The organism is Paenibacillus sp. FSL H8-0168 (assembly GCF_038592955.1).
Classification (GTDB): domain Bacteria; phylum Bacillota; class Bacilli; order Paenibacillales; family Paenibacillaceae; genus Paenibacillus; species Paenibacillus polymyxa_B.
This window is the reverse complement of the sequence record NZ_CP151948.1, coordinates 4,914,817-4,930,766: the sequence shown is the minus strand read 5'-3', so window position 1 is coordinate 4,930,766 and position 15,950 is coordinate 4,914,817. Positions and strand designations below refer to the sequence as shown.

The following is a 15,950-nucleotide window of genomic DNA, read 5'->3' as shown; positions in this document are numbered from 1 at the left end:
TTGTCCCGATGATCCAATGCAGGAATAATATTTTTAGTACAAGAAAAAAATAAGAGGATCAAGTTTTTCTAAGAAAGGGACACATACATGGGTATGAAAAATAAAGTTACCATTGCAGTAGTGCTAAGTTTATTGTTGTTGATCTTGGGCTGTAGAGCGGACTCCAGTCAACAGTTAAAACAACAGAGTGTGAAGCCACCTATCACAGTAAATCAAATGGGCAAAAAACCTGTCATTGTGATCTTGATTGATTCGTTAATGGATAAGCCTTTGCAAGACGCGATTCAAGCAGGCCGCGCACCGGCAATGCAATATCTCCTGAAACATGGGCAATATTTCCCGCAGGTAGTGAGTTCATTTCCTACGATGTCTGTGACAATCGACAGTACATTATTAACGGGAACGTATGCAGACCAACATCATGTGCCTGGACTTGTTTGGTACAGCGACCAAAAGAAACGCATGATTCTCTACGGCAATGGTGCCAAAGAAGCCTTGAAGATAGACCAACTGCAAGTATTCTTAGACGCAATTTACCAATTAAACCAAGTTCATTTGAACAAAAAAACGAAAACCATACATGAGGAATTGGCTGACAAAGGTAAAGAATCCGCGTCCATCAATGCTGTTGTCTTCAGAGGGAAAACGAAACATGCCTTAAAGGTGCCTGACTTCATAGCGAATAGCAACAGGGTGCCAGAAAAAATGATAGTAACAGGACCTAAATGGTTATCTTATGCAGCTCTGGCACAATTGAATCCGAAAAATAGCTGGAATACTCCTTTGTGGAAAAAATTTGGGATGAACGACGAATTTTCCGCAAAAGATACCACTTTTCTAATAAGTCAGAAGAAACTTCCAGACGTAACCATCACATACTTTCCAGAGAATGATAATTTGGCGCATAGAAAGGGCCCGACTCAACTGGAGGGAATCGAAAAAGCGGATCAAGCACTGCAAACTGTGTTGAATGCATATGGTTCGTGGGAACAGGCTGTAAACAATGCGACATGGATTGTCATGGGTGACAGTGCGCAAAGCGCTATTTATAATGATCGACAGGTAGCAACGGTTGATTTAAAGTCGCTTTTGAATCATTACCGGATTGCAAAATTAAATCAACCAGTAAGAAACGATGACCAAATCGTGATTGCCGCTAATGAACGGATGGCCTATATCTATGCAATAAACGATAACGTAGAGCTATCCGATGTGGTGAAGTCTTTACAAAAGGAGAACAAGCTCGACATTATCGCTATGAAAGATGGTACAAACCATATTCATGTTACAAAGGGGAAAAATGGTGGCCTGTTTTCTTATCGTCCCGGTGGGAAATTGACCGATGAATATGGACAATCATGGACATTATCGGGTCAAACAAATCTAGTGGATATTACGATAAACAACAACCGGATCAAATATGGAAAATATCCAGACGTTTTGGCGAGGTTACACGGGGCAATGAATTCACATGAAGGAAGATATGTTGTCGTCACGGTCCAACCCGGATATGAACTCGTCGGTGAAAGTTCTCCCACCCACATCGGTGGAGGTGCTCATGGATCGCTGCACGAAAAGGATTCCCTTGTCCCATTAATTATTTCCGAAACGAATACACGCCCCAAAACACTGCGAATTGTGGATATAAAAGACTGGATTCTGCAATTGGTAAACGAATAAGTATTATTCGGTTCTTGATATTAAGATTGAACTCCATTAGCATATAAGCATGTAGTTATATAACCGGAAGGGGGTCACACTTTGGAGCAACTTGGTTATGTAGCCGATCATTTAAAGCTACTGGGAGATAAAAACCGCTTGGCCATGCTTTCCCTGCTAAGAGAAAGAGAATGGTGTGTTTGCGAATTTGTAGATATCTTTGATATGTCGCAGCCAGCAATTAGCCAACATTTGAGAAAATTAAAGTCGCAAGGGATTGTAAAAGAAGAACGACGAAGTCAGTGGGTATACTATTCCTTAAATGTAGACGATAAGCCGCATATTCAAGCTGTTCTTGAGAGTATGCCAGACTCTAAGCAGATTTTAAAAGGGCTGAATAAAGAGGAGCCGATCGCATCTTGTGGACCGGATTCCTCAGCTTGTTCATCCTAAAGGCTACTCCGTTTATATCCTTGGGGATAAACGGTGTTTTTAATATAAGTATATGTTTATAAGGTAATGTAATGGGGGTTTAAAACATTGATTTTGTTGGCATGCATTATATTTTTAGCCACTTTAGTGTTGGTGATCTGGCAGCCTAAAAATTTGTCCATCGGATGGTCTGCCTGCGGCGGTGCCATACTCGCCTTGCTGGTGGGTGTCGTCGATTTGCATGATGTTTGGGAAGTTACTCATATTGTCTGGAATGCGACACTGGCTTTTGTAGCCATTATTCTGATTTCGTTGGTGCTTGATAAAATAGGCTTCTTCGAATGGGCGGCGCTTCACATGGCACGAGCTGCGCAAGGAAGCGGAACCCGGATGTTTGTTTATGTGACCATTCTTGGCGCCGTTGTTGCTGCTTTTTTTGCGAATGACGGTGCCGCCTTAATACTGACACCGATTGTACTGGCGATGGTTCGGGCACTTAAATTGGATGAGAAAATGGTGTTTCCTTTTATCATAGCGAGCGGTTTTATTTCAGACACGACGTCGCTTCCGCTTGTGGTCAGCAACTTGGTTAATATTGTGTCAGCCGATTTCTTTGGGATCACCTTTATGGAATATGCGAGTCGCATGATTATACCTAATTTATTTTCTTTAGCAGCCAGTATAGGAGTACTGTATCTCTTTTTTCGTAAAAGGATTCCTAAAACGTTTGATGCGACACAATTAATCAGGCCTGCGGAAGCGATTAAAGATCCAAAGATGTTCCGTATGTCCTGGATCGTTCTCGCGGTTTTGTTCGTTGGCTACTTTGCATGCGAATTTTTTAATATTCCCGTTTCGGTGGTGGCCGGTATTATTGCTATCTTTTTCTTATTGATGGCGCGTAGAAGCCCTGCAGTGCCGATGAAAGAAATCATTAAGGGCGCTCCATGGGCTATCGTATTTTTCTCCATCGGAATGTATGTTGTGGTGTATGGTCTACGTAATGCCGGTTTGATGGATCTGCTGGCCCATGTGATTCAAGCGGTTGCCAATCAAGGTATGTTTGTGGCCACCATGGGCATGGGTTTTATTGCGGCGATTATCTCGTCGGTCATGAATAACATGCCTACAGTCATGATTAATGCGCTTGCTATAGATGCCACCCATACAACAGGTATGGTCAAAGAGGCACTGATTTATGCTAACGTCATTGGGTCGGATCTCGGGCCGAAGATAACCCCAATCGGTTCGTTAGCCACATTATTGTGGCTGCATGTGCTTCGTTCGAAAAACGTGAAAATTTCTTGGGGGACTTATTTTAAAACGGGTATCATCTTAACTATTCCTACACTTTTTATGACCCTACTGGGCTTATATCTGTGGTTAATCATTTCATAATTGAACATTGAAGGAGACGGTAATGATGGAAAAGAAGAAAATTTACTTTTTGTGCACTGGTAATTCTTGTCGCAGTCAAATGGCAGAAGGCTGGGCCAAAAAATACTTGGGAGACCGTTGGAATGTATACAGTGCGGGCATTGAAGCACACGGCCTTAACCCTAAAGCGGTGCAAGCGATGAATGAAATAGGGATCGATATCTCCGGTCAAACTTCAGATATTATAGATCCTGCTTTGCTGAACAGCGCGGATTTCGTTGTGACCTTGTGCGGAGATGCTGCTGATAAATGTCCTATCACACCTCCGCACGTTCGTCGTGAACATTGGGGGTTTGATGATCCGGCTAAAGCACAAGGAACAGAAGAAGAGAAATGGAGCGTATTCCAGCGTGTACGGGATGAAGTTGGGGCTCGTATTCGGAAATTTGCGGAGACTGGTGAATAAACAAGGTGCACAGCTATAGTATTTCAAACAAGCACGCCTCCTTAAAGAGGTGGTGCTTGTTTGGCGTTTTTTTCCTTCACAGAATACTCTTCCAGTACCTTTGTTTTATCTCCATAGATCCTATCCAAATGATCTTCTCCCCATAAGCAAAAACGATCAAGCAGATCTTTAAAATCCCATCCATATTCACTAAGCTCATATTCCACTTTGGGGGGAACTTGGTTATAAATGATGCGGTGGATGATTCCATCCTTTTCAAGCTCTCTAAGCTGTTGGGTGAGCACTTTTTGGGTGATTTTCGGAATGAGTTGACGAAGTTCGTATGTACGTTTTCTGCCGCTGGTTAAATGATGTAGGATAATGCCTTTCCACTTTCCACTGATGACCTCCAAAGTTGCATCGATCCCGAGCATATAGGTTTTGGCTTTGTCTTCCATAGACTTTCCCCCTCTCCGACCTGTAGTACAAAAGGCACTAAGGAACCTTAAAGTACCTACAGTACATTGAAGTGCGTACTTCACACTTTAATGTATAACATCCATAATAGCATCTGTAGACAGGGTTCAACAATTATGAGGAGAAAGAAGGTTACGGATACATGAAAGTTCTATTGGTCGTCACGCATCCTAGAGAAGATTCACTTACTCTTGCGGTCATGAATCGTTTTGTAGAGGGATTGAAAGAGAATAAGCACGAGGTAGATATTTTGGACTTGGATCGGGATGGATACAATCCGGTGTACAGCGCTGCAGATGAGCTGGATTGGAATACGCCCCATAAACAATATGCTCCTGAAACACGGAAAGAGATGGATAGAATAGTGGCTGCGGATGCTCTAGTCTTTGTGTTTCCATTATGGTGGTATAGTGTCCCGTCCATGCTAAAAGGATACCTGGATAAAGTGTGGAACATAGGTTTACTTCAGGAGTTCACGACAAAGCAGGTTCTGTGGATGTGCTTGGCGGGAGGGACGAAAGAACATCTGATCAAGTATGAATATCACGATTTGGTTACTAATTATTTGAATAAAGCCATTGCTGGTTACGCAAGAGTAAGAGAGTCCAAGGTGGAGTTCTTCTATGATACTTTGTCCGAATCGAAAGAATACATTGAAGGATTACTGGAGCACGCTTATCAATTAGGTCTGGCATATAAGTGAATTCTATTCTGATAACAATGAGAATTTAATATTATTGAGGATTTCGCAAAATCCTGATTATTGAAAAAGGGTTAAGGCTCGTTAGACGGCACTTAACCCTTTTTTATTTTACAGACGAGACTCTATCCTTTTACAGGCTCGTGCATAGGTGCTGACGGTGCCCCTTGCATAGATAATCCGCCGCCAGGTGTGCTTGCTGGAATAACGGGATGTGGTAATCCCTTTTCAGAAGCAGTGCCCGCAGTCTGCTTGGCCAGCTTCTGTTTCTCCCATAGGGCTCTGGCGATCACCAGCATGGAGAGTACACCCACATATAGTAACAGAGAACCGAGTTCGGGAAGCATCTCCTGCAAGGGTGCACCACGCAGACCCATGGTGCGCAGGAATTTATACATCCATACAAAGGGGAAGAAATCACCGATTTGAATCGCTAAAGGTGGAAACAGTGATCTGGAAAGAACAGCCCCCGATAGAACAAAAGCAGGCATGAGTATCATCACCATTCTGCCAATGGCTATTCCCGGATGTGCAGCGCCCCATGCAACCAGGACATTGATACAAACGGTACCGAATACATACAGGACAACTGGAATTATAAAGAGAATTGGATTGGCCTCGAAACGGCCTCCCCCAAACACTTTAAGCATCCCGAGAGAGAAGATTAAGCCAGCCGTCGAAAACAGCGTATAAGGAAGCATACGCAGCAGGATGTTGAATGGATTTTGCAGCTCAGAAGCCAGCCTCTTGGAAACTCGGAGTCTGGCGACCAGAGGTAAACTATTTATATTCAGTATCATAAAAGAGAACATACAAGTGAATGCAAGTATCGTCGTATTCTGATAGTCATTCGTTGGATTAAACAGGGAACGCACTTCCAAGGCGATACCATTGAGGGCCCCTTGAGCCTGTTCTGCGTTCATCCCTGTTTTCAACATAGCTGGAACAGACAATTCCATATTCTCGGAAACGCTAATTTCCTGCATAGCTGTACGAATCGAAGTAATAGATTGAACATTGGTATTATCGAGAATGAGACCCACGCGGCTGGAAAGGGAGCGATTGTGATTATCCTCTAAACCATGCGGCAGGGAAATAACAGCCAAATATTGCTCATGATAAAAATACTGTTCAGGGTTGTCCGTATACGAAACAATCTCAGCTACGTTCATATACGGGGAAGCATCTATTTTCTGAATGAACTCACGGCTGTAAGCTGTGTTATCTTGATCCACCACTACCACGTTAGCGTCGTTAATTTGGCTGCTTGGGAGCAACAGTGAATACCCCAGTACGGCAATCAACGGGAAGATGATAGCTATGATCGGATACTTGGAGTGAACCAGATACGACCATTCATCACGAAAAGATTTCATTTGTATTCACCTCAACGGTCATGCCTGGTAGCAAAGCTGCTTCTCTTGTTACATATACACGTACCTGGAATGTAGCGGTATCTGCTTCTCCTTTTTCACGGGACATCTTCACATTAGCGAATTGTGGTGCAGCAGTTACATAGCGTACCGTACCTTTCAAGTCCTTATTGAGACCAGAGATATGAGTTTTAATTTCTTGATTGGCCTTGAATTTCCCCGCTTGTTCTTCATTCACATAGAGATCGTAATATAAATCGTTGGTTTCCAGGGTAATCACAGGAGCCCCTTGCGCCACATTTTCGCCGACTTTGGTACTAATCGAAGTCACCTTGCCATCCTGTGGTGCTTTTAACACCAGGCGTTCTTTTTTGAGCAGCAACGTTTTAAGCTGAACTTCCTGTGTGTCTTTTTGTTGCTTTAAGAGGTCAATAGCCAGCTTCTGATCTGCCAACTGTTGACGACTCTGCTGAATGGTTTCCAGCTGGGTCTTGGAACGATCGACGGACAATTGGGCACCGCGAATTTCTTCCTCGGCTTGTTTTACCGAAACGGCTGCTTGCGTCGTCTGTTCACTGGCCTGCATACGTTCTTCGGAGGTGGCACCATGAAGTAGTTTTTGAAGAGACTCTTTTTGCTGGCTCAACTGATTTGTCGCTAAAGTCAAAGAGGATTCGGCATCATCCAACGCTGCTTTGGATGCACTTCCTGCATCATAGAGTGCTTTATTACGCTTATAGTTGGTTTGCGCCGTCTGAACGTTTTTGGTAGCGGAGGCTACGGCAATTCGTTGCTGCTGAACATCTTCATCCCGAGCCCCGTTATTGACCTGTTGTTCCGCAGCAGTGGCTTGACGCTCAGCCGCTTGTGCCCGCTGCAATGCCGCCTGACTTTTACGCTCAGTCACTTGAGCTTGCGCGATATCTAGCTGTGCCTGTTTTTCCTGAGTTGCTGCTCGTGTATACCCTAAATGGATGGATTGTTGTTGTTGGCTGATTTGCGTATTGAACTGGGCGATTTGTGTCCGCAGCTGCTCAATTTGCAGATCCACATCTGTGGAATCCAAAGTCATAAGGACAGTTCCTTTTTTCACCTTAGTTTCTTCTGTTACCGGGATGTTCAGGATTTTGCCTCCTACTTGTTCAAACGATACATGAATGCTATCCGCATTTAGTGTTGTGCCTTTAACGGATCGAGAAGCATTGACTTGATCTTGTCCGTTGGTCTGGAGTAGGAACCCCCCGCCGATAAGACAGGCGATAGAAATGAGAGGGATGATGAGGCTGGTGACTTGTGTGCGATTCATGAGTAATACGCTCCTTAAATTCATAAAATGAGTTAAACAGGGACCCGAATAAATAAATATCCTGATATGTACATTTTATTTATTCTTTTATTTAATAATTTAAAAGTTAGTCGGCTAACTAAAACGCAAAATTAAAACTTATTCTGGTTTTGCTGCTTTATATATCTCTTTTGCTTGAGGGATGCCGCTTTCTATTTTTTGCATTAACGTCAGGAGCAGCTCTTTTTCATCGGTGGACAGGTGGCTCATCAGTGTGGAAGTGCTTGTAAAATGTATAGGCAGCAGTCTTTCCATCATTTCTGTTCCTTGATCGGTCAGTTTAACAATGCTCATACGGCGGTCGGAAGGATGAACAGATCGAATAATAAGCCCATCGCGTTCCAGACGGTCAACGAGACCGGTAACGGTTGGCTTGCTAACCCCTACTTTTTCCGCAAGCTCTGTAGCCAGTAACCCTGTATGGATGTTGCGATACAGAAGAATTAATATCGAAAATTTACCATGAGATATACCGAACTTCTCAAAACCCTCAAAGCTGACTTTAAAGATGCTGGAAGATACCCGCATAAAAAATAGCATAGCTTCTGTCGCTCTAACATCAATCTCGGGGATACACTTAGAAAATTCTTGTAGCGCCTCGCGAGTGGGCAAGTCCCGTAAATCAAAATCCATAGGGTTCTCCTTTCTCCTTACAGTATGTTCCAATCAACAAATTAGTTAGCCGACTAATCTTAATCTATTCAAAAATGAATTTCAAGCTAAATTTTGTTAATCGTCATGCACATTTCTCACCAAATGGAGGTTGTTCGTGCCATGGTTCAAGCTTTTCCCTGCATTGATATTTACAATGAAGTGCTTGATAATAAGTGGATATTGTACGAGACAAAGAACCTAAAAGTGAGGAATCTGGAATGACGACAAAATTATACTACACTGCTCCAAATCTTACGGAGTGGGACACTCATATTACACAGAGCATGGAAAGAGACGGAAAATATTTGGTTATGCTGGAGGAAACGGCCTTTTATCCGCATGGCGGAGGCCAGCCTTGTGATACAGGAACAATTCAGGGCGTCCGTGTATTAGATGTTGTTCTCGAGGATGGGGATATTTGGCATCAGGTAGAGCATTTGCCGGAGGATAGGAAAGTAGCCTGCCAATTGGATTGGGAGCGCAGATTTGATCATATGCAGCAGCATAGCGGGCAGCACTTGCTGTCAGCGGTTTGTCTGGAGTTGTTGGGTGCGCGTACTGAAAGCTTTCATCTGGGACAAGAATATGCCACGATTGATGTGAACTGTTCGGATGTAACGCCTGCGCAGCTATCGGCAATCGAGCAGGAAGTAAATCAGCAAATCTATAGTAATCGCAGCATAAAAAGTTTTTTTGTAACCAGTGAGCAATTGAAGGATATTCCGCTGGTGAAAACGCCCAAAGTGACAGAAAATATTCGGATTGTCGAGATCGAGGGCATTGAATATAATGCTTGCGGCGGCACACATGTAGCTCAGACCGGGGAAATTGGGATCATTAAATGCTTAAAATGGGAGAAGCAGAAGGGGATGGCAAGAATCCATTTCAAATGTGGCGTTCGCGCACTCCAGGATTTTAACGATAGTGTTCAGATATTGGACGTGTTATCTACGAAGTTCAATACCGGGCGAAAAGATATTTTGACCCGATTCGAAAAGTGGGAGCAGGAGCATAGGCAGCTTAAGGCGCAAGTGGAGCTCCTACAAGAGGAAAATGCTTCGTACCAGGCGAAAGAGTTGCTATCTGCTGTGCAGGGGCATGTTCTTGCTCATGTATTCGAGCAAAAATCGCTTCAGGACATGCAGCAATTGGCTACCAAGCTAACAGCTGAGCATGATCTGCTTGTTTTATTTGCCACAACAGCAGAAAACAAAATCATTCTGGCACATAACGGCACCCAGTCTGTTGCCTGCGGAGCATTTTTGAAAGAGAATCTGGGCGCGTTTCACGGTAAGGGGGGCGGTAGCAACCAATCTGCTCAGGCAGCATTCGCGTCCCGCGAAGACCTTTTGAATTTCTTTGAAACGGCCCAGCGGCAGTTCATTCAGGGCTGATGTAATGGAGGATTAGTGACGCAGCGGCAGCTTCCACTTTTCCTCTTCTGTAAATAAAATAAACGAAAAAATAAGTACAACAACAGCGCCCCAAACGGCTTTATCCCCAATCGTCAAAGTCAGAAATCCCCCCAGCAAGGCTCCTACCAAGAAGGCTGCCAAGATGACACCATAACGCATCGCTCGAATGGCAGCGTTCGTGTCCTTGGTCGTCATAGCGACATAGACAGCCTCGATAGCTGATCGAAGGTTACCGGTGCTGACCGTGGAGGTGTACGGCACATCAATGAGCTTGCGGAAGGAAGTCATTTGCACGGAAGCGACGAACGAGACGATCACCACCACTACCGTATTGGGAACTCCTTGCGGAATCAGTCCCACGATGAAAAAAATCGCAATTTCCAGTAAAATAATTGTGCGGGTCCAGTCCGGAGTTAAACGATGGGTTGATTTTCGTTTAATCCCTTCTGCAACAAAAACGCCCAGTGAAAAGGCGATCAGGGGTGGGATATAGGATAACGCCTGAATCCAGTGCCCCTGAATGACTTTGACAGCCAGCAGCACGATATTGCCTGTCTGTGCGTTGGCGAAAACACCGCCTCTTCCAACAAAGGTATATGTGTCCAAAAAGCCCCCTACTAATGATAGTAAGGCGCCCAGTCGTAACGATTCGGACGTTACCTGATGTAAATGGATTTTGCCTTTCATAATCACGGCATAAGCCTCCTATGCTAAACGTCGATTCTTTAAAGCTAACACGAAAATCCAGGACCATACAATTAAATTAGTCACTTCAGCATGAAAATGACACAAAGAAGCCACATCAGGTCCCATACAATAGAAAGGACGTGATGCGGCTTGTTAGAGTGCTGTTTAAAGTGCCATCCGGAACTTTGAGAATGTGCTTATTGCAGAGCCTGAACGAGGGCTTTACCAAACTCCTGAGCACCATCTGGGCCATCGGCTGTAATAATGTCGCTATGCGCAACGACATGCTGCGCCACATATTCGGCTTGATGCGATTGGAGCTGATCTTTTTGTACATCCACTGGATAGCATGTAGCCGTTCTACCAGAGAGTAGTCCAGTTTGAGCCACGGCTACTGAGCCTGCGCAGATGCCAGCCAATAAAGTCTTTTGCTCATGAGTTTGTTTTAGCAGAGCTTGGAGATCCGCGTTATTCCACAGATGGTCATTCGTACCTGATCCGCCGATCACAGATACTACATCATAATCAGCCAGCACAGCGTCTGTAAAAACAAGATCAGCTATCGCTTTACCGTTGTAGTCACCCGTGATTTCGCCTGTTTTTGTACTAGCTAGCGTCACAGTAACACCTGCTTGCTCTAGTGCTTCCTTTGGTTTAAACAATTCATCCTCATTAAAGCGCTCTGGGGGTATAATAAAAAGAGCTTTTTTACTCATACTTTATTCCTCCTTGAATGTGTAACGTTATCTACTATTGTAGGGTGGACTCGTCAGGCTGTGAAGAATGCACTTTCAAGTACGGAGGTTACCTGCAGGTTACTATTAGAGTGCAAGACCATGATGATTTAGAAGGGGTTAGTTGATATATGACTGATACGCTGAGAGAAGAAATACGGGAAAAGATCGTTAACGGAGACTATAACTGCGAAAAGGAACTAACCTTGTCAGTGTTAAGCGGAAAATGGAAGGTCGTCATTTTATGGCATCTGGGTGTGGAAGGAGCGCACCGTTTCAGTGACCTGCAAAGGCTGTTTCCGAAGCTGTCGCATAAAGTGCTGACCAATCAGTTGCGGGAGTTGATGGAGGACGGTATTGTGCACCGGGAAGTGTATCCCGAGGTACCTCCAAAGGTGGAGTATTCGATGACCGAGCTAGGAATGACGATTTTACCGATTGTGGAGATGATGTATGACTGGGGGAAAAAACGGGTGCAATCCATTCGTGAGGAAATGCAACGCAGCGGTGAGGGGAACGTTTAAAGTTCCTTCATATGAAAAATAGAACGCCTTGCACTATGAGTACAATTGTACTTAGAGCAAAGGCGTTCTTTGGCATGTTAGCAGTCTGTGTTTTTATCACATTAGTCTAGGAACAATAGCGGTAGCCGTGAAGCTGCTTCAATAAGAATCATTGCTGTTCAAGTGCTGGTAGAACCTCAATCCAGCGTGTAGCCCAAGTACCGATATGGTCAAACAAAGGAGCTAAATCGCGTCCCTTATCTGTAAGAGAGTATTCAATCCGTACAGGCTTCTCAGGATAAACCATACGTTGTATGATTCCTTCTTCCTCCAGCTCTTTCAAACGGTCCGAAAGGACCTTTCCACTTAAATTAGGAATTGAATTCTCAATAGCGACGAAACGTTGCGGACCATTAGTTAGTTGAAATACGATCAACACCGTCCAACGCTTGCTTAGTAGCTCCATAGCCTTTTCAAACCGTGGGCACATCTGCGGAATGTTCATATGATCACCTCATGCTCCTATTATTAACGATTCACTGTTAAAAGTAAATGATTTTACTTTACATAAATTTATTACTTGACGAAACGACATGATATAAATATACTTTGTTACATAAAGTAACTTATTGGATTCGATACGGAACTTAAGATGTAAATACTTAAAATTTGAACTTAATTTGATATTATTTTGATATTATTAATGATGTAATTAAATGAACAGGTACGAACTAATCGTTGAGGTTATGGTTTGGGCGTAGGGGGAAGTCAGATGAAGTTGGAATGTGAAGTTTGCGTAGTTGGAGGGGGACCCGCAGGGACTTTGTTGTCCTGTCTACTGGCGGAGCAGGGTGTATCCACGGTATTGATTGAGCGGCAGAGCGTGGCGGGTAAGGCTTTCCGCGGTGAAATCTTGAATGATGAGGGTCAGGAAGTGATCCAAAAGCATAAGCTGCTCGAACAAATTCATGAGGACTATGTTCTCGCCTCTACAAGAATCGAATATTGGGAGCATCAGCAGCAGGTGAAGACGGTCAAACCAGCTTCAGTAAATAATAATGTGGGGGTTCATATTCCACAGCCTCGATTTTTGGAGGCTCTGCTCAAGCAGGCGGCAACCTACGAGTCCTTCCGTTACCTGGCCAGTACAACGGTGACTACCTTGGAAGGTAACAGCGAGCAGGGGTATACAGGCTTGACCGCCCGCGATAAGAACGGCCATGAGATCACGATTGACAGTTCGTTGATTGTAGGGGCAGACGGTCGCTACTCGACTGTGCGCAAGCTGGCGCAGATGCCTGTGACGAACATTCGACACGGCTATGATCTGCTATGGGCGAAAATTACGGCACCTGCTGGATGGGAGCCCGTCACTCGTCTGGCACGGGTCAACGGAGGGCAGTTGGCTTTATTCTCGCAGGCTGAGGGCTATATTCAAATTGGCTGGAATGTGGAGGAAGGTAGCTTTTCAACCCTGTTTAAGCAATCCTTTGAACCCTTTATACAACGGTTTACAGAGGCTTTTCCAGATTTGAAGCATAGTGTGCATGATCACATTCGTTCATGGAAGGACTTCGTACCGTTGGATATTTTCAGCAGTCGCAGTGACACCTGGGCGCAGAACGGACTGGTCCTTATCGGAGATGCGGCGCATACCATGACACCTACGGGAGCTTTTGGCTTGAACGCAGCTTTGAAGGATGCCGATGTGCTAGCCAGTGAGCTTCTTCGTTTACGGCAGAAGAACTATACCGCAGGAGACCTAAAGGCGTTCGAAGACGGACGACGACAGGCTGTCACCGAGCTTCAGGAACGGCAGCTGACGATGGAATCCACGTTTCATGAACATTTCTTACACATAGTTCAATGATTTGTACCCTGACAATAACGATTAGCCTTTGAAGAATTAGGCATTTTCTATATAGAGCTCATATAAAGGATGGTGCAGAGAGATGAACCCAAAAGATGTAGCTACGCTACTTAACGATAAAATTCAAACCGTTCGTGGAGAGCAATCTTCGACGATTTTGGTAGGACCGATCAAGCTGCCAGTTAATTTGGAAGGAGAAACGGTTGTTTTTCAGTGGTACTGCTGGTTGCCTGTACGGGATGAGGAAGATCGTCAGGACTTACTGAATGCCACCGCTGTGACGATTGTGAAGCGATTGTCCACACTGGATTTGGCAGAGGGACAACAGTCAAGCGTTTTGGTGTACGGTGATCTTCAACAGTCGGAAAATGCATTAGTTCGCATGCATAGTATTTGTCATACTGGAGATATTTTTGGTAGCAAGCGTTGTGATTGCGGATTTCAACTCCACCAGTCCATGAAAATGATCGTGGAGCATGGAACGGGTGCGTTGTTCTATCTGGCTAACCATGAAGGCCGCGGGATCGGTTTGTTTAGTAAAGCAATGGCTTATATTCTGCAGGAAGAAGGCATGGATACTGTCGAAGCCAATCATCAATTGGGTTTTGAAGATGATACACGCAACTATGCGGATGCCATTAGTGTGCTCCGTCACCTGAGACAAAAACCGGTAACTTTGATTACAAATAATCCTAAAAAAATGGATGCCTTGAAGAAATCGGGTATGAATGTGGCGGGTCGCATGCCGCTCTGGGGCGATGTGTCGCAATATAATGAACGGTATTTGAATACAAAAGTGGAACGATCCGGCCATTTGCGGGATTCCGATCTCAGGGAGGTTCTATGACCATTCACGAAAAATATATGCGCCTGGCACTGGAAAATGCCAGAAGTGCTAAAGGGCAAACAGAACCGAATCCGCTCGTCGGATCAGTCATTGTCAACAACGGTCGTATCGTTGGGATCGGCGCTCATCTGAAGCCCGGCGAGCCACATGCCGAGATTCATGCGTTGCGTATGGCGGGTGAACACGCTCAGGGAGCGACGATTTACGTAACGCTGGAGCCGTGTTCCCATCACGGCCGGACAGGCCCGTGCGCGGAAGCGATTGTGAAGGCTGGCATTCGTCGAGTGGTGATTGCAGCGCTGGACCCGAACCCGCTGGTTTCCGGCAGAGGGGTACAGATTTTGAAAGATGCGGGCATTGAGGTCATTGTCGGCGTATGTGAGCAGGAATCCATCCGCATGAATGAAGTGTTTAACCAATATATCGTGAGCAAGCGTCCTTTTATTACGATCAAATCGGCAGTAACACTGGACGGTAAAATTGCAACCCGGACCTCGGAAAGCAAATGGATTACGTCTGAGGCTGCACGGGAAGATGTGCATCGTCTACGTAACGAGCATGTGGGAATCCTGGTCGGTGTACAGACGGTGATTCACGATAATCCCCAGCTTACGACTCGTCTACCGGATGGACGGAATCCGATTCGTATCATTTTGGATAGCAAGCTTCGAATTCCAGTGGATGCCCGTGTCATTACAGATGTGGAGGCACCTACCTGGATATTCACAGGGCGCGTTTATGATGAAGGCAAGCGTAGCCAGTTGGAACAACTGGGTGTAAAGGTATATCCGACTCAGGATGAAAACAGTGATCGGGTTAACCTGCCGCAAATGCTGGATATTTTGGGTGCGGCAGAGGTGTCATCGGTGTTCGTGGAAGGCGGAGCCGAGGTGAACGCTTCGTTCGTGCAGCAAGGGCTGGCAGATAAGCTGGTGCTGTATATTGCACCGAAGTTGGTAGGAGGACGCGCGGCCCCGGGATTTCTCGGGGGAGAAGGCGTGTCTGCGATGAGCGATGCGGTGGCATTGCATGATTTGAGCGTGACACAGGTTGGTGTAGATTGGAAAATAGAAGGGTATTTTGGGCGGGGAAAATGAGTGAGTTGTTTTCGGTGGAGGAGGCGCTCCGCGAAGGGGTTGATCTTCCGATCGCTGTTGCAGTGGGATTCTTCGGATTGTATAAGACATTTAAAGGTAAGAATCCCACTGCAAAGGCGAACGCTACCGCTTCTCCAGATTCAACCCCTTCGCTCCGCTGCTGGCCACCGCAAAGTCACTCATTTTTCGAAATGGTGGGGAGCATGGGAAGGGGAAAAGCTCAAAAGCTCATATACTTAAAAGAACAGAGAATCTGAAGGGCTAAAAGGCCTGGAGGATTCTTTTTTTATATACTAAACGTTTATTAGGGTGAATGGTTAATGGGGTGAATAACT

At 45.0% G+C, this 15,950-nt stretch carries 17 protein-coding genes; 10 read left to right on the top strand and 7 right to left on the bottom strand.

Annotated features, from left to right (window positions below):
• Positions 1-87: 87 nt before the first annotated feature.
• The 4 genes from MHI21_RS21945 (at position 88) to arsC (ending at position 3,934) form a co-directional block, all read left to right on the top strand.
• A complete protein-coding gene (locus tag MHI21_RS21945) occupies positions 88-1,680 on the top strand; it encodes an alkaline phosphatase family protein (RefSeq protein ID WP_342418915.1) in 1,593 nt (530 codons plus the stop codon).
• 81 nt (positions 1,681-1,761) lie between these two features.
• Entirely contained in the window at positions 1,762-2,112 is a 351-nt protein-coding gene (locus tag MHI21_RS21940; protein WP_160789908.1) for a metalloregulator ArsR/SmtB family transcription factor, read from the top strand.
• Positions 2,113-2,199: 87 nt separating this feature from the next.
• Positions 2,200-3,489 carry an arsenic transporter gene (locus MHI21_RS21935; RefSeq protein WP_245248335.1) on the top strand — a complete coding sequence of 430 codons (1,290 nt, stop codon included), beginning with the start codon at positions 2,200-2,202 and terminating at the stop codon, positions 3,487-3,489.
• Positions 3,490-3,514: 25 nt separating this feature from the next.
• Positions 3,515-3,934, top strand: a complete 420-nt coding sequence (gene arsC / locus MHI21_RS21930) for an arsenate reductase (thioredoxin) (protein ID WP_160789912.1) — start codon at positions 3,515-3,517, stop codon at positions 3,932-3,934.
• 41 nt (positions 3,935-3,975) lie between these two features.
• Here arsC and MHI21_RS21925 read toward each other — a convergent pair whose 3' ends face one another.
• Complete coding sequence (locus tag MHI21_RS21925; protein ID WP_025721442.1) at positions 3,976-4,371, bottom strand: helix-turn-helix domain-containing protein; 396 nt, start codon at positions 4,369-4,371, stop codon at positions 3,976-3,978.
• A gap of 161 nt (positions 4,372-4,532) precedes the next feature.
• Between MHI21_RS21925 and MHI21_RS21920 the strand changes: the two genes are divergently transcribed.
• Positions 4,533-5,093 (top strand): NAD(P)H oxidoreductase, encoded by a 561-nt coding sequence (locus MHI21_RS21920; RefSeq protein WP_160789910.1) that lies wholly within the window; start codon positions 4,533-4,535, stop codon positions 5,091-5,093.
• A gap of 122 nt (positions 5,094-5,215) precedes the next feature.
• On the opposite strand, the gene MHI21_RS21915 is transcribed toward MHI21_RS21920, so the two are convergent.
• The 3 genes from MHI21_RS21915 to MHI21_RS21905 all read right to left on the bottom strand — a co-directional run bounded on the left by MHI21_RS21915 (position 5,216) and on the right by MHI21_RS21905 (position 8,441).
• Complete coding sequence (locus tag MHI21_RS21915; protein WP_342418914.1) at positions 5,216-6,466, bottom strand: ABC transporter permease; 1,251 nt, start codon at positions 6,464-6,466, stop codon at positions 5,216-5,218.
• Entirely contained in the window at positions 6,450-7,769 is a 1,320-nt protein-coding gene (locus tag MHI21_RS21910; RefSeq protein WP_342418913.1) for an HlyD family efflux transporter periplasmic adaptor subunit, read from the bottom strand. Before MHI21_RS21910 ends, MHI21_RS21915 begins: the two co-directional genes overlap by 17 nt.
• Before the next feature lie 138 nt (positions 7,770-7,907).
• The gene (locus MHI21_RS21905) at positions 7,908-8,441 is read right to left on the bottom strand and encodes a MarR family transcriptional regulator (protein ID WP_342418912.1); all 534 of its coding nucleotides are present in this window, start codon (positions 8,439-8,441) and stop codon (positions 7,908-7,910) included.
• A 239-nt stretch (positions 8,442-8,680) separates the two neighbouring features.
• On the opposite strand from MHI21_RS21905, the gene MHI21_RS21900 reads away from it, so the two are divergent.
• Positions 8,681-9,856, top strand: coding sequence for a DHHA1 domain-containing protein (locus tag MHI21_RS21900; protein ID WP_341163062.1), 1,176 nt, complete (start codon positions 8,681-8,683; stop codon positions 9,854-9,856).
• Positions 9,857-9,868: 12 nt separating this feature from the next.
• Here the strand turns inward: MHI21_RS21900 and MHI21_RS21895 are convergent, their stop codons facing one another.
• Positions 9,869-10,570, bottom strand: a complete 702-nt coding sequence (locus MHI21_RS21895) for a YoaK family protein (RefSeq protein ID WP_342418911.1) — start codon at positions 10,568-10,570, stop codon at positions 9,869-9,871.
• 191 nt (positions 10,571-10,761) lie between these two features.
• Positions 10,762-11,280: a DJ-1/PfpI family protein gene (locus tag MHI21_RS21890; protein ID WP_342418910.1), complete on the bottom strand. Its 519-nt coding sequence runs from the start codon at positions 11,278-11,280 to the stop codon at positions 10,762-10,764.
• Between the two features lie 149 nt (positions 11,281-11,429).
• Between MHI21_RS21890 and MHI21_RS21885 the strand changes: the two genes are divergently transcribed.
• The gene (locus tag MHI21_RS21885; RefSeq protein WP_039273904.1) at positions 11,430-11,822 is read left to right on the top strand and encodes a helix-turn-helix domain-containing protein; all 393 of its coding nucleotides are present in this window, start codon (positions 11,430-11,432) and stop codon (positions 11,820-11,822) included.
• A gap of 148 nt (positions 11,823-11,970) precedes the next feature.
• On the opposite strand, the gene MHI21_RS21880 is transcribed toward MHI21_RS21885, so the two are convergent.
• Complete coding sequence (locus tag MHI21_RS21880) at positions 11,971-12,306, bottom strand: helix-turn-helix domain-containing protein (RefSeq protein WP_013312049.1); 336 nt, start codon at positions 12,304-12,306, stop codon at positions 11,971-11,973.
• Positions 12,307-12,573: 267 nt separating this feature from the next.
• On the opposite strand from MHI21_RS21880, the gene MHI21_RS21875 reads away from it, so the two are divergent.
• The 3 genes from MHI21_RS21875 to ribD all read left to right on the top strand — a co-directional run bounded on the left by MHI21_RS21875 (position 12,574) and on the right by ribD (position 15,615).
• Positions 12,574-13,671, top strand: coding sequence for an FAD-dependent monooxygenase (locus MHI21_RS21875; protein ID WP_342418909.1), 1,098 nt, complete (start codon positions 12,574-12,576; stop codon positions 13,669-13,671).
• Between the two features lie 82 nt (positions 13,672-13,753).
• The gene (locus MHI21_RS21870) at positions 13,754-14,518 is read left to right on the top strand and encodes a GTP cyclohydrolase II (RefSeq protein ID WP_342418908.1); all 765 of its coding nucleotides are present in this window, start codon (positions 13,754-13,756) and stop codon (positions 14,516-14,518) included.
• Entirely contained in the window at positions 14,515-15,615 is a 1,101-nt protein-coding gene (ribD, locus tag MHI21_RS21865) for a bifunctional diaminohydroxyphosphoribosylaminopyrimidine deaminase/5-amino-6-(5-phosphoribosylamino)uracil reductase RibD (RefSeq protein WP_342418907.1), read from the top strand. The genes MHI21_RS21870 and ribD overlap by 4 nt, the downstream gene beginning before the upstream one ends.
• Positions 15,616-15,950 lie beyond the last annotated feature (335 nt).

Excerpts from the sequence above, each read along its gene's own strand:
- MHI21_RS21870 (WP_342418908.1), top strand. The coding sequence starts at position 13,754 with ATGAACCCAAAAGATGTAGCTACGCTACTTAACGATAAAATTCAAACC.
- ribD (WP_342418907.1), top strand. The coding sequence starts at position 14,515 with ATGACCATTCACGAAAAATATATGCGCCTGGCACTGGAAAATGCCAGA.
- MHI21_RS21900 (WP_341163062.1), top strand. The coding sequence starts at position 8,681 with ATGACGACAAAATTATACTACACTGCTCCAAATCTTACGGAGTGGGAC.
- MHI21_RS21945 (WP_342418915.1), top strand. The coding sequence starts at position 88 with ATGGGTATGAAAAATAAAGTTACCATTGCAGTAGTGCTAAGTTTATTG.
- MHI21_RS21905 (WP_342418912.1), bottom strand. The coding sequence starts at position 8,441 with ATGGATTTTGATTTACGGGACTTGCCCACTCGCGAGGCGCTACAAGAA.
- MHI21_RS21915 (WP_342418914.1), bottom strand. The coding sequence starts at position 6,466 with ATGAAATCTTTTCGTGATGAATGGTCGTATCTGGTTCACTCCAAGTAT.
- MHI21_RS21890 (WP_342418910.1), bottom strand. The coding sequence starts at position 11,280 with ATGAGTAAAAAAGCTCTTTTTATTATACCCCCAGAGCGCTTTAATGAG.
- arsC (WP_160789912.1), top strand. The coding sequence starts at position 3,515 with ATGGAAAAGAAGAAAATTTACTTTTTGTGCACTGGTAATTCTTGTCGC.
- MHI21_RS21880 (WP_013312049.1), bottom strand. The coding sequence starts at position 12,306 with ATGAACATTCCGCAGATGTGCCCACGGTTTGAAAAGGCTATGGAGCTA.
- MHI21_RS21875 (WP_342418909.1), top strand. The coding sequence starts at position 12,574 with ATGAAGTTGGAATGTGAAGTTTGCGTAGTTGGAGGGGGACCCGCAGGG.
- MHI21_RS21925 (WP_025721442.1), bottom strand. The coding sequence starts at position 4,371 with ATGGAAGACAAAGCCAAAACCTATATGCTCGGGATCGATGCAACTTTG.
- MHI21_RS21885 (WP_039273904.1), top strand. The coding sequence starts at position 11,430 with ATGACTGATACGCTGAGAGAAGAAATACGGGAAAAGATCGTTAACGGA.
- MHI21_RS21920 (WP_160789910.1), top strand. The coding sequence starts at position 4,533 with ATGAAAGTTCTATTGGTCGTCACGCATCCTAGAGAAGATTCACTTACT.
- MHI21_RS21910 (WP_342418913.1), bottom strand. The coding sequence starts at position 7,769 with ATGAATCGCACACAAGTCACCAGCCTCATCATCCCTCTCATTTCTATC.